The 13,156-nt window shown below is 62.0% G+C and carries 12 protein-coding genes; 10 read left to right on the forward strand and 2 right to left on the reverse strand.

From position 1 onward, the window contains the following. Nucleotides 1-210 precede the first annotated feature (210 nt). On the reverse strand, nucleotides 211-1,539 hold the full coding sequence (locus NKI24_RS34895; RefSeq protein WP_352750701.1) for a DNA polymerase IV: 1,329 nt from the start codon (nucleotides 1,537-1,539) through the stop codon (nucleotides 211-213). Nucleotides 1,540-1,607: 68 nt separating this feature from the next. On the opposite strand from NKI24_RS34895, the gene NKI24_RS34900 reads away from it, so the two are divergent. After that, the gene (locus tag NKI24_RS34900; protein WP_352448686.1) at nucleotides 1,608-2,183 is read left to right on the forward strand and encodes a GNAT family N-acetyltransferase; all 576 of its coding nucleotides are present in this window, start codon (nucleotides 1,608-1,610) and stop codon (nucleotides 2,181-2,183) included. Nucleotides 2,184-2,500: 317 nt separating this feature from the next. Then, complete coding sequence (locus tag NKI24_RS34905; RefSeq protein ID WP_352750706.1) at nucleotides 2,501-3,841, forward strand: hypothetical protein; 1,341 nt, start codon at nucleotides 2,501-2,503, stop codon at nucleotides 3,839-3,841. Nucleotides 3,842-4,034: 193 nt separating this feature from the next. Here the strand turns inward: NKI24_RS34905 and NKI24_RS34910 are convergent, their stop codons facing one another. After that, complete coding sequence (locus NKI24_RS34910) at nucleotides 4,035-4,334, reverse strand: DUF3572 domain-containing protein (protein WP_352750703.1); 300 nt, start codon at nucleotides 4,332-4,334, stop codon at nucleotides 4,035-4,037. A gap of 172 nt (nucleotides 4,335-4,506) precedes the next feature. Here NKI24_RS34910 and NKI24_RS34915 point away from each other — a divergent pair, with 172 nt between their 5' ends. From NKI24_RS34915 to NKI24_RS34950, 8 genes are all read left to right on the forward strand, one after another. Continuing rightward, nucleotides 4,507-4,923 (forward strand): response regulator, encoded by a 417-nt coding sequence (locus tag NKI24_RS34915; protein WP_348625950.1) that lies wholly within the window; start codon nucleotides 4,507-4,509, stop codon nucleotides 4,921-4,923. Nucleotides 4,924-4,956: 33 nt separating this feature from the next. After that, nucleotides 4,957-6,330 (forward strand): PleD family two-component system response regulator, encoded by a 1,374-nt coding sequence (locus NKI24_RS34920; protein ID WP_352448689.1) that lies wholly within the window; start codon nucleotides 4,957-4,959, stop codon nucleotides 6,328-6,330. 462 nt (nucleotides 6,331-6,792) lie between these two features. Next, nucleotides 6,793-7,527, forward strand: a complete 735-nt coding sequence (locus tag NKI24_RS34925; protein ID WP_023679986.1) for a FadR/GntR family transcriptional regulator — start codon at nucleotides 6,793-6,795, stop codon at nucleotides 7,525-7,527. Continuing rightward, nucleotides 7,524-8,711, forward strand: a complete 1,188-nt coding sequence (locus tag NKI24_RS34930) for a PLP-dependent transferase (RefSeq protein ID WP_352682945.1) — start codon at nucleotides 7,524-7,526, stop codon at nucleotides 8,709-8,711. Before NKI24_RS34925 ends, NKI24_RS34930 begins: the two co-directional genes overlap by 4 nt. Before the next feature lie 29 nt (nucleotides 8,712-8,740). Continuing rightward, complete coding sequence (locus NKI24_RS34935; protein ID WP_031212851.1) at nucleotides 8,741-10,018, forward strand: ABC transporter substrate-binding protein; 1,278 nt, start codon at nucleotides 8,741-8,743, stop codon at nucleotides 10,016-10,018. A 214-nt stretch (nucleotides 10,019-10,232) separates the two neighbouring features. Next, nucleotides 10,233-11,156 (forward strand): carbohydrate ABC transporter permease, encoded by a 924-nt coding sequence (locus NKI24_RS34940; RefSeq protein ID WP_023679983.1) that lies wholly within the window; start codon nucleotides 10,233-10,235, stop codon nucleotides 11,154-11,156. Continuing rightward, complete coding sequence (locus NKI24_RS34945) at nucleotides 11,156-12,004, forward strand: carbohydrate ABC transporter permease (RefSeq protein WP_352684119.1); 849 nt, start codon at nucleotides 11,156-11,158, stop codon at nucleotides 12,002-12,004. The genes NKI24_RS34940 and NKI24_RS34945 overlap by 1 nt, the downstream gene beginning before the upstream one ends. A gap of 4 nt (nucleotides 12,005-12,008) precedes the next feature. Next, entirely contained in the window at nucleotides 12,009-13,076 is a 1,068-nt protein-coding gene (locus tag NKI24_RS34950; protein ID WP_352750705.1) for an ABC transporter ATP-binding protein, read from the forward strand. The last annotated feature ends 80 nt before the right edge of the window (nucleotides 13,077-13,156 follow it).

The following is a 13,156-nucleotide window of genomic DNA, read 5'->3' on the forward strand; positions in this document are numbered from 1 at the left end:
ACGCAAAACAACCGTTGCAGGCAGGGCGCCGTCCACATATGGATCCTAGGGTCTGCGCGACGTCGCTTCGCTCCTGCTCCGCCCTGGGATGACGAAGACGTGGTGGCTTATCGCTAATCGCAACCTTGGAGATTGGCAGCCCGATCGGCAGGCTCCGATCCACAGCCCTTTCAGGCTCTGTCAAAGAACCAAAACCTCTGTGCAGAGGAACTAGTCCTCGACCGGTTCGGGCGGATGGGCATCGCGGCCCTTGCCGAAGGTGTAGCCGGTTTCCACCGCCCTGCGACCGAACTTGCCGCGCAGCGTGTCGATGGCGCCTTCGGCCATGGCGCGCTTGCGTGACTGGACGTCGACCAGGTCGGGCGGGTCCGCCCGGTCATCGTCGGAGAGATCGCTGACGCCAATGCCGAGCAGACGGTATTTCGTGCCATCCGCTTCCTTGCGCAGCAGCTCGAGCCCGGTCTGAAAGATGCGGTCGGCCAGCCGGGTCGGATCGCCGAGCTGGCGATTGCGCGTGCGGATCTTGAAATCCTGGGTCTTCAGCTTGAGGACGACGGTGCGTCCGGCAATGCCGGATTTCTTCAGCCGGGCCGAGACTTTTTCCGACAGCGCCCTCAGCACCGAAACCAGTTCGTCGACGGAGGCGATGTCGGTATCGAAAGTGGTTTCCGCCGAGACGCTTTTCGCGTCCTGGTCGGGAACGACGCGACGGTCGTCCTCGCCGCGCGAAAGCCGGTAGAGCCGGTCGCCCATGACGCCGTAGCGGCGCATCAGATCGCCACGTTCCATGCGCTGCAACTGGCCGATGGTGCGGATGCCGTCGCGCTCGAGCGTGGCGGCAAAGGCCTTGCCGACCCCCCAGATCAGCGTCACCGGCTGCTCGGCCAGGAAGCCGATAGCCTCGGCCTCGCCGATCACCGAAAAGCCGCGCGGCTTGCGGAAGTCCGACGCCACCTTGGCCAGGAACTTGCAGTAGGAAAGGCCGGCCGAAACGGTGATGCCGATCTCCTTTTCCACGCCGAGTGCGAAGCGCGCCAGCACCACCGCAGGCGGCAGGCCATGCAGGCGCTCGGTGCCGGCGAGGTCGAGAAAGGCCTCGTCGATCGAGAGCGGCTCGACCAGCGGCGTCAGCGCCTGCATCATGGCGCGCACCTCGCGGCCGACGCGCACGTATTTTTCCATGTCCGGCGGCAGGACCACCGCTTCCGGGCAGGCTTCGAGCGCCTTGAACATCGGCATTGCCGAGCGCACGCCGTGGATGCGGGCAATGTAGCATGCGGTGGAGACAACGCCGCGCTTGCCGCCGCCGATGATCAATGGCCGGTCCTTCAACGCCGGGTTGTCGCGCTTTTCGACCGCCGCGTAGAACGCGTCGCAATCGATATGGGCAAGGCGCAGCCGGTAGAGCTCCGGATGGCGGGCGAGCCGTGGACTGCCGCAGCGCTCGCAACGGCGTGCCTCGCTGCGCTGAAAACTCAGGCAGTCGCGGCAAAAACCGTGTTCGGGATTGTTGACAGGGGCCGCCATCGCTGCGAACATAAAGAGAACAAATGCAATGGTACGTCAGGACGGACGCCACGACAAGGCGGTGGGCCGGGAGAGAGCTCATGAATACGACCATAGCGCCGCTAGTGCCCGAGCTTTGGGCGGATTTCGAAGATCTTTTCGGTAGGCAAGGCGCCTGCTACGGCTGCTGGTGCACACATTTCCGGCTGTCGCCCGCAGCGCGCCGCGCGAGCAACCGGGAGCGCAACAAGGACCACATCAAGGCGCGGATCGAGGCCGGACCGCCGCCCGGCCTGCTGGCCTTGGAAGGTGGTCAGGCGATCGGCTGGATGCAGATCGGCCCGCGCGCCGACGTGCCCGAATGGAACAACCAGGGCAGGGGGTCGGCGCCGATCGACCCCGCCGACGCCAGCGATCCGGGCGTCTGGGCGATCTCCTGCTTCTTCATCCGGACCAAGGCGCGCGGCAGGGGCGTGTCGCACCGTCTGGTCGCGGGCGGCATCGAGTTCGCCCGCCAGAACGGCGCGCGGCTGATCGAAGCCTGCCCGATCGATCTATCGAAGGATTCGCGCTCGATCGGGCTGTTCGTCGGCTCGTCGCGGGTCTTCGAAAAGGCCGGGTTCCAACGGTTGGTCGAACGTAAGCCGGGCCGGCCGCTGGTGCGGCTGGTGCTTTAGGCAATGCCGCGGTCGACATCGATCCGTCCGGCTCGCCTTGCGGTTGTGATAGTAATTCCCTACGAAATGAGAAAGGGCAGAAAATTCCCATGGCCCAACGGAGAACAAGCGTGAACCGTGTCCTGCCAGTCGTCTTTGTTCTCGCGCTCAGCGCGCCTGCCTTCGGCCAAGCGGTCGACAGGCAAGGCGCGAAGCAGCTTTCCGACGATCTGGCGCACTACATCGGCAAGAAGCTGTTCGATATCGGGTTCGTCAAAATTTCAGTCGACGGCGATGCCTACAAGCTCGCTTTCGACTTCAAGCCAGTCACGGATTTGATGGCAAAGCAGCAAGCCTTCAAGTTCGACGTCACGCCTTACTTCGTTCTGGCGAAGCCGCGCAAAGATGGACACTGGGACGTTTCGGCGGACGTGTCCCCGAAGGGGTCTGTTGATTTCGTCGGTCCGGAGGGGCCGCAGCACATCGACTTTTCCATTTCAAACAACAAGTTCACCGCTATCTATGACCCCGATCTGGCGGCCTTTGTGAACGCCTCGGGTTCCACTTCGGGCGTCACGATGAGTGTAAAAAGCCCGCTGCAGAATGTGGAAGCCTCTGCGGATGGCGGCGCTGGCAGCATGAGCGCGACGAAATCAGCGAATGGCGGCATAGATTTTGCGTATTCACAGACAATGACCGCCTTTGCCGAAACCGTCAGACTGGACGATCCCAAGAGCGGTCTGAAATTCTTATACAATGTCAAATCGCCGCACGCGGCGGTGGATGCGACGGGCAAGGGCATGCGGACAAAGCCGCTGCTCGACCTGCTTGCTTTCATTGTGGCGACTGATGATGCAGCCAAATTCAAGGCGGATGAGGCGGAGTTCAAATCGCTTCTGACGGCAGCACTGCCATTGTGGGAGCGGATCGACGGCACCTACGGCTTCAAGGACTTTGTGGTGGAGAGCCCGGTGGGCAAGTTCGGTGCGACGCAACTGAATACCGCCGTCGGCATGGACGGCATCGCCAAGGACGGCAAGATCAACTACGCGTTCAAGGTTTCCGGCCTGACAATACCACAGCAGGTGCTGCCCAGCTGGAGCGTTGCGTTGCTGCCGACGGATATCGACCTCAACTTCGGCGGCGCCAACATCGATCTGGACAGCATGGCGAAGAAAACCATCGAAACCCTTGATTTCAGCAAGGATCCACCGCTGCCGGCAGATTTCGGCAACCAGATCTCCGCCGATTTCCTGGCCAAGACGCCAAAGGCCATTCTCGGACACAGCACGATCAAGAACGGCAACATCGAGATTGCCATGGAAGGTGAAATGACGTTCCCCGGCAAGAAGCCCGACGCGAGCATGACCATCGATGTCGCGGGCTATGACAAGATCGTGGAGGCCCTGCAGACGGCGGCCAAGACCGAACCGGAAGCGGCACAGTATTTTCCGTTCGCACTCGCTGTCAAAGGGTTCGGCAAGGCACTGCCGGATGGTCGACTGGAATGGGTCGTCAACGCTAAGGCAGACGGTTCGGTCACGGTCAACGGCGCCATACTGAAGCCGGCCGATGCCGTTCAGGACAACCCCATCATGGACCCAAGCAAGGCTACCGTTCCGGATCATGGCTCGGGCGAGAATGACAATGGCGGGGCAGGGGCGAAGTTGAAACCCTAAGCGCCGAGCTTGAGCGGTTCATCGTTTCACGGAAACGCTGAACCGCTCCATGTCTTTGTTTTTTGCGCAATTCCGGACGGAAAACCGTTTCACACTTTTCCTGGAATTGCTTGTCTTATGACTTTCGCTGCCGGCGTCAAAGCCCGAGTGCACTCACGATTTTCGCCGCGGCGATCTGTCTCGGGATCGCCGCTTATATCGAATGCTCATGATTGTCGTCGCCGAGCGGCAGCGCCCGCAATGCCTTGCCGACTGCGGCGGGCGGCGTTCCGGTCTCCTCGGAAAAACGCATCAGCGTCAGCTCGTGGGCAAGGATGAACTGCAGCACGCCGGCCAGGAATCCCGGCTCGCCCGCCGCCTGGCGGATGGAATGGGCTTCGATGCCGGTGATCGCCAGGAAGCGGGGCAGAAGTTCCGGATCGGCGGCGACGAAGCCCAACGCCTTTACGGCAATGGTTTCCGCTTCCTCGCGCATTGACGCTGCGTTTGCCATCGCTACCTTCCTTCATGGGCGGAATCGTTCTGTTTTCGCAGTAGTGGCAAGTGTCGCCGGCAGCAAGCTCGCCGACCTGGAATCCGAACGCTTTTAGGGCGGCCGGTTTCCGTTTCGTCAATCATATTGCCGTATAGTGGGAACAGGTTTGGTGCGTGCCGACAAGGGGCGCATGACGGCACCCTTCGAGTGGAAGGCCAGCCGGGACGGGAAATCGATGCCAAAGAAGGTTATGATCGTCGAAGACAACGAGCTCAACATGAAGCTCTTTCGCGACCTCATCGAAGCGAGCGGCTATGAGACGGTGCGCACACGCAACGGCCTGGAAGCGCTGGATCTGGCGCGGCAGCACAGGCCGGACCTCATCCTGATGGACATCCAGCTGCCGGAAGTGTCGGGCCTCGAGGTCACCAAATGGCTGAAGGAGGACGATGATCTCCACGTCATCCCGGTCATCGCCGTCACCGCCTTCGCGATGAAGGGGGACGAGGAGCGCATTCGCCAGGGCGGCTGCGAGGCATATATCTCCAAGCCGATCTCGGTGCCGCGTTTCATCGAAACCATCAAATCCTACCTGGGCGATGCCTGATGTATCTTTCCAGCCGAGCCGGAGCTTTGTGAAATGACCGCGCGGATCCTCGTCGTCGACGACATCCCAGCAAATGTCAGGCTGCTGGAGGTTCGGCTGCTCGCCGAATATTTCGAGGTCCTGACCGCCACCAACGGGCCGGACGCGATCGAGATCTGCGAGAACGGCAAGGTCGACGTCGTGCTGCTCGACGTGATGATGCCCGACATGGACGGGTTCGAGGTCTGCCGGCGGCTGAAGGGCGACCCGGCGACATCGCACATCCCTGTCGTGATGATCACCGCGCTCGACCAGGTTTCGGACCGGGTGCGCGGCCTCGAGGCCGGCGCCGACGATTTTTTGACCAAGCCGGTCAACGATCTGCAGTTGATGACGCGCGTCAAGAGCCTGGTCAGGCTGAAATCGCTGACCGACGAGCTGCGGCTGCGCGCCTCGACGACACGCAATATCGGCATCGAGGAGCTTTTGAGCCGCAACTTCGCTGCCGACGATGCGGTGCCGAAGGTGCTGCTGGTCGACGAGCGCAAATCCTCGTTCGAGCGCATCCAGAAGATGCTGCGCGGCAGTGCCGATCTCGACGTCGCCAACGATCCGCATGCCGGCTTCTTCCAGGCCGCCGAGCAGCCGTATGAATGCGTGATGATCTCGACGGCCTTCGCCGATTTCGACCCGCTGAGGCTCTGCTCGCAATTGCGCTCGCTCGATCGCACCCGTTTCCTGCCGATCATCCTTCTGGCGGACGAGGGCGAGGAGGGGCGTATCATCCGCGGCCTCGAACTCGGCATCAATGATTATCTGATGCGGCCGATCGACCAGCAGGAGCTGACCGCGCGGCTGCGTACGCAGGTGCGCCGCAAGCGCTACAACGACCAGCTTCGCGCCAGCGTCACCCAGACCATCGAGATGGCGGTGACCGATGCCCTGACCGGCCTGCACAACCGGCGCTATCTCGACAGCCATCTGCAGACGCTGTTCGACCGCGCCGTGGCACGGCGCCGGCCGCTGTCGGTGATGATCACCGATCTGGACCGCTTCAAGAGCATCAATGACGCGCATGGCCATGACGGCGGCGACGACGTGCTGCGCGAATTCGCGCGGCGGCTGCGCAAGAATGTGCGCGGCATCGACCTAGCCTGCCGCTTCGGCGGCGAGGAGTTCGTCGTGGTGATGCCGGACACCGACGGCGCGGTGGCCGAAAAGGTCGCCGAGCGCATTCGCGCCGAAATCGCCCAACTGCCGTTTCCCGTCGGCGCCGAAGGCAAAGCCGTCGAAGTCACCGTCAGCGTCGGCGTTTCGTCGGTGCTGAAAGGGGTGGACACGGTCTCCGCGCTAATGAAACGCGCCGACCTTGCGCTCTACGAAGCCAAGAGCGGCGGCCGCAATCGCGTCGTCGCCAAGGCGGCTTAGCACCGAACACCAATTGCCGGGTCAACGCGACAAGGTTACGAATTTACCTTAATCCAAGCGATTTGCGAGGGTTGGTTAAGAAACGGTTGATTTCCATAAGTTGTTGCGCAAATGTGCAGCCCTTAGACGTAACCGGCACGAGGCTAGATCGCCGGTTCGACCCGAAGAATACCCCATGATGCTCAGGTCCGCCGCATCTCCTGGGTCCGTGGGGTCGGGGGGCCGGCGCTGGCACATAGTGGCCTCCTCGTACCGCTGCCAAACGCCGGCCGGCCCCCAATTTTCAGAACACATCAGGATTCTACGCCAAGACCCGGAAAACGCTTGGTTTTTGTTGCGGCAGCGACAGCGCGCCCTTTGAAATAGCCGGCTGGCAGGGCGTATGCGCCCGCAGTCGATTGACAGGGCCTGTCTTCTATGCAGAAATTGGTTGGACCATTGAGCCATTTGGGACCCGTTGGCATGACCGAATTCGGCCTTTCCCCCATACAGGCAACTGCTCGCGACGACGCGGTGCTCAAGGCGCTGGCCGGCTTTGTGATGCGGGAAGCCCTCGGGCCCGGCCAGAGACTGCCGACCGAACGCATCCTCGCCGAGCGCCTCAAGGTGAGCCGCAACACCGTGCGCGAGGCGTTGACGCGCTGGGAAGGGCTCGGCCTGGTCGAACGGCGGCAAGGCAGCGGCACCTATCTCAAGGGAGTGGTCTCGCTGGACATGCTGCACATGCCGCTGACGCTGGCCGGCGGCAATGATTTCACCAGCCTGATGCAGACGCTGGAAATCCGCCGCGCGCTGGAAGCGGAAGCCGCCGCCCTGTGCGCCGTCCGCGCGGGCCAGGCAGATCTCGTCGAGATCGGGCGCAAGCTCGACATTATGGAGCAGGCCTTCCACACTCGCGCCGGGATGTCGGCGGAGGAGGACTGGGAATTCCACCAGTCGATCTACCGCAGTTCCGGCAATCCGCTGTTCGAGCAGATCATCGCCGCCATGCACGAACTGTTCCATCGTTTCTGGGAGCATCCGCTCGGCGTGCGTGATTTCGGCCACGCCAGCTTTCCTTACCACCGCACCATCTACGAACGCATCGCCGCGCACGATCCGGAGGGGGCTCGGGCCGAGGCGCTCAAGCTGATCGCCACCGTCGAGGACGATCTGAAGCGCGGCGCGGCCAAACTCGAACTTTCAGGCCAGAAATGAGCGATCATCCCGCCGGTTTCGAAAACGACTATCTCGCCGAGGCAGCGACGCTTCTCGCCCATGACGAGCCTTTCCCCGGCGGCGCGGTGGTCCCGCCGATCTACCAGACTTCGCTCTTCACCTTCGCCAACTATTCCGAGATGGCCGACACATTCGCCGGCAGGCGACGTCAGCCGATCTATTCGCGCGGCGACAACCCGACGGTCATGGAGTTCGAGGCGCGTGTCGCCGCTCTCGAAGGCGCGGAGGCCGCCCGCGGCTTTTCCAGCGGCATGGCGGCGATCAGCGCCACGGTGCTTGCTTTCGTCGGTGCCGGTGAGCGCATGGTTGTCGTGCGCAATTGCTACGGCGATGCCTACCGGCTGTTCGAACGGCTTTTGCCACGGCTCAACATCAAGGTCGACTATGTCGACGGTTCCGATCCGGACGCGGTCGCGGCAGCACTTCCCGGCGCCAAGCTGCTCTACCTGGAAAGCCCGACGTCGATGATGTTCGAGCTCCAGGACATAACCCAGCTGGCGCGGCTGGCCAAAGAGCAGGGCATCATCACCTCGATCGACAATTCCTGGGCTACGCCGGTGTTCCAGAAGCCGATTTCGCACGGTGTCGACCTGGTGTTGCATTCGGCCTCGAAATATCTCGGCGGCCACAGCGACACCGTCGCCGGTGTGGTGGCCGGTTCGGCCGCCCATATCCGACATATCAACGAGCAGACCTATTCCTATCTCGGCGGCAAACTTTCGCCTTTCGAGGCCTGGCTGTTGCTGCGTGGCCTGCGAACATTGCCGCTGCGGTTGCCGCACCATATGAAGAGCGGGCTGACCATCGCCGAACGGCTGAAAGCGCATGACCATGTCGAGCGGGTCAACCACCCGGCCTATTCCAACCATCCAGGCAAGGCGACGCTTGCCGGCTATGCCGGGCTGTTCTCGTTCGAAGTGACGGAAGACGTCGACATCCCGGCTTTCGTCGATGCGCTGAAACTCTTTCGCATCGGCGTCAGCTGGGGCGGCCATGAGAGCCTGGTCGTTCCGGCAAAGGCCTCGCTCGAGCAGACGCCGGGCCTGAATTCGATGGCGCGCTTCGGCGTCAGCCCACGAACCATCCGCTTCAGTGTCGGATTGGAAAGTGTCGAAGACCTGTGGGCGGATGTTGCCCAGGCCTTCGACAGAGCAAAAAGATAAAGGAGCCGTTCAAAATGGGAGTGCTGAACATGAAAAAACTGAGCATCCTTCTTGGTGCCGTCGCGGGTCTGGCGATTTCCGCCGGCAGCGTGCTGGCCGATTCCACGGTCAAGATGGTCGAGGTAATCACCAGTCCGCCGCGTACCGAATTCCTCAAGAAGCAGATCGCCGAATTCGAGGCGGCCAATCCGGGCGTCAAGGTCGAGCTGGTATCGCTGCCCTGGGGCCAGGCGTTCGAGAAGTTCCTCACCATGGTGCAGGCCGGCGACACGCCCGACATCGTCGAGATGCCGGAACGCTGGATGGGTCTCTATGCGACCAACGGCCAGCTCGAGGATCTCGGGCCATACATGGCCAAATGGGACGATGCCAAAACGCTGGGCGAGCGTGCGAAGCAGTTCGGCTCGACGGTCGATAACAAGCAGTACATGATCCCTTACGGCTATTACCTGAACGCGCTGTTCTGGAACAAGAAGCTGTTCAAGGAGGCCGGTCTGGACGGTCCGCCGGCGACGCTTGATGAATTCGTCGAGGACTCCAAAAAAATCTCGGCGATACCGGGCAAATACGGCTACTGCCTGCGCGGCGGCCCGGGCGCCTTCAACGGCATGCATATGTTCATGAACATCGCCGCCGGCAAGGGCGGCTATTTCAACGAGGACGGCACCTCGACCATCAACGAGGAAGGCTCGGTCAAGGGCCTGCAGATGCTCGCCGACATGTACAAGAACGGCCTGGCGCCGAAAGATGCGGTGAGCTGGGGTTTTAACGAGACCGTCACCGGCTTCTACAGCGGCACCTGCGCCATGCTGAACCAGGATCCCGACGCGCTGCTCGGCATCGCCGACAAGATGAGCGCCGACGACTTCGCCGTGGCGCCGATGCCGGTCGGGCCGAGCGGCAAATCCTATCCGACGCTCGGTTATGCCGGCTGGGCGATGTTCGCCAATTCCCAGCACAAGGACGATGCATGGAAGCTGATGGCGACGCTGTTGTCGCCCAAGGACAATCTGGAATGGGCAAAGGAAGTCGGCGTCATTCCAATCCACAACGGCGCCGACCAGGACGCCCACTTCAGGACCGAGCAATTCAAAGGCTGGTTCGAGGAACTGAACAACGGCGACAAATACGAGATGGTGACGCCTCCGACGCATTTGGAAAATCTCGGCAATTTCGTCGACCAGGTGGCGATCAAGAATTTTCAGGAAGTGCTGCTTGGTCAGAAGGCGGCCAAGGACGTGGCCGACGAATGGGCCAAGTTCCTGACCAAGGAACAGCAGGACTGGCTGGCCAAGAACAAGAAATAGCTTTTGTTCCTTCTCCCCGTTCACGGGGAGGGGGTGCCACGAAGTGACGGATGAGGGGCGGCGCCAACCCGTCGCGGCTCGTGTTGCCTCTCATCCGCCTGCCCGTCCTCCGCAGCAGCTGCGCTGCAGCTGCGGAGGGTGGACCGGCATCTCCCCGTAAACGGGGAAGGCGCTGTCGCCAGCCCGTGCTTACCCAGGAGACGATCCAGTACCAATGACCTATGCCGTGTCCGAAATCCGATCCGCCGGCAGGCCGCGAAAGAAGCGGCTATCCCATGCCGCGATCGAGCCTTGGCTCTATCTTAGCCCGGCGATCGCGCTGCTGGTCGTCGTGCTCCTGGTGCCGCTGGTTATCGGTGTCGGCTACTCGTTCCGCAAATTCTCTGCTTTCAAATCCGAATATGTCGGGCTTGGGCAGTATCAGGCGATGCTGTCGGATCCTGTGCTCGGGCAGGCGCTCGTCAACACGCTATGGTGGACGGCAGCCAGCCTGTTCTTCCAATTTTTCCTTGGACTTGGCCTGGCGCTGCTGCTCGACACGCCGTTCCGGGGCAGAAAGATCGTGCAGGCGGTGGTGTTCCTGCCCTGGGCGGTACCATCCTTCCTCTCGGGCCTGACCTGGGCCTGGCTGTTCAACCCGATCATCGGGCCGCTGCCGCATTGGCTCTACGCCTTGGGGCTGAAAGCCGAGCCGACCAACGTGCTCTCCGATCCCTCGACAGCCATGTGGGGGCCGATCGTCGCCAATGTCTGGTTCGGCATTCCCTTTTTTGCCATCACGCTTTTGGCGGCGTTGAAGTCGATCCCGTCAGAACTGCATGAGGCGGCGGCGATCGACGGCGCCTCGCCGTGGCAGCGCTTCACCAAGGTGACGCTGCCGTTCCTGGCACCAACCATCGTCATTACCGTCATGCTGCGCACGATATGGATCGCCACCTTCGCCGACCTGATCTTCGTCATGACCGAAGGCGGGCCTGCCGGTTCGACCGCTACCGTCCCGGTCTATATCTACGTCAGCGCGTTCAAGTCGCTGGACAAAGGCTATGCCTCCGCGGTGGCGGTGCTGCTGCTTGTGCTGCTCATCGTCTATGCGATTGCACTGATCGGCATCCGTCGCTCGCTGGTGAGGCACGTCTGATGATTGCCGGACGCTCCGTCTCCTCGCGCATTCTCGGCGGCATCGGCCTTTACGGCGGCATCGGTGCCTATATGGCCTTCGCGTTGTTCCCGATCTTCTGGACGTTGAAGATCTCGGTTACGCCGGAGCGGCTGCTCTATTCCGAAGGCATCACTTTTTGGCCGTCGCAAGCGACGCTGCAGAACTTCGTCACCGTGCTCGAAGCCACCGACTTTCCACGCTATTTCCTGAACAGCGTTATCGTTTCGGTGTCGACGGCAGCCTTCGTAACGGTGATTGCCACGCTGGCCGGCTACGCCATGTCGCGATTTTCCTTCCGCGGCAAGGCGACCCTGGCCATCCTGCTTTTGCTCACCCAGACTTTTCCGCTGGTGATGGTCATTCCGCCGATCTACCGCATCATGGGGCAGATCGGCCTCATCAACAGCCTGACCGGCCTCGTCATCATCTACACCGCGTTCAATACGGCCTTTGCGACCTTCCTGATGCAATCTTTCTTCGACGGCATCCCGAGAGACCTGGAAGAGGCAGCCATGATCGACGGCTGCACGCGCCTGCAGGCGATGCGCAAGGTGATCGTGCCGCTGACGCTACCCGGCATGGGCGCGACGCTCGGCTTCGTCTTTACCGCCGCCTGGAGCGAGTTGCTGTTTGCGCTGATGCTGATTTCCAGCGACGACCAGAAGACCTTCGCGGTCGGCCTGCTCACCTATATCGGCAAATTCGCGGTCGACTGGGGACAGATGATGGCTGCTTCCATCCTGGCGCTGATCCCGGTCTGCGTCTTCTTTGCCTTCCTGCAACGCTACCTCGTCACCGGCCTTACCGCCGGCGCCGTCAAGGGATAGATCGATGGCCTCCGTTACACTCGACAAAGTCCGCAAAGACTATGGAGCCGTGCGCGTTCTGCACGCGGTCGATCTCGAAATCGCCGACGGCGAGTTCGTCGTTCTGGTCGGCCCGTCCGGCTGCGGGAAATCGACACTGCTGCGTATGATCGCCGGGCTGGAGGAGGTCTCCGACGGCGAAATCCATATTGGTGAGCGCCTGGTCAACGACATTGCGCCAAAGGACCGCGACATTGCCATGGTGTTCCAGTCCTACGCGCTCTATCCGCACATGGACGTGTCGAAGAACATGGGTTTCAGCCTGATGCTGAGAAAGGCCGGCAAGCCGGCGATCGATGCAAGGGTGGACAGTGCCGCCAAGCGGCTCGGGCTCGATACGCTTCTGCAACGCCTGCCGCGGCAATTGTCCGGCGGCCAGCGCCAGCGCGTCGCCATGGGACGGGCCATCGTGCGCGACCCGAAGGTCTTTCTCTTCGACGAGCCGCTTTCGAACCTCGACGCCAAGCTGCGCGTTCACATGCGTGCCGAGATCAAGGCGCTGCACCAGCAATTGAAGACCACTTCGGTCTATGTCACCCACGACCAGACCGAAGCGATGACAATGGCCGACCGCATCGTCGTCATGCATGACGGCCTCGTCCAGCAGGTCGGTGTGCCGCTCGATCTGTACGACCGGCCGGTCAACATGTTCGTCGCCGGGTTCATCGGCTCGCCCGGCATGAATTTTCTGCCTGCCGTGGTTGAAAAGGGCGCCAAGCCGGATGCCATCCTGGCCGACGGCCAGAAGCTGAGGCTGCCAGACGGCCTGCCGCTCAGGGATGGCGATACGATCACCGTCGGCTTGCGGCCCGAGCATATCCGGCTCGCCGACAATGGCGCGCTGAAGGGCGAGGTGGGTGTCGTGGAGCCGCTCGGCCTGTCCACCCAGTTCTATGCCAGGCTTGCCGGCCAGCAGGTCTGCGTGTTTGCCATGGGCCGGGCCAGCGTGAAGCCGGGTGAGGCCGTGCGCCTGTCGGCTGATCCGGCATCGCTCCATCTGTTCGATCCGGCAAGCGGCGGTCGCATCGGCTAGAGCGGTTCCTGATTTGACGGAATCGAAGGGGATTCCGGATCAGTCGGTTTTGTGATTCAAGATGCTGGCTGGAGTGGAGG

It is taken from the genome of Mesorhizobium sp. M0701 (genome assembly GCF_040320365.1).
Classification (GTDB): Bacteria; Pseudomonadota; Alphaproteobacteria; order Rhizobiales; family Rhizobiaceae; genus Mesorhizobium.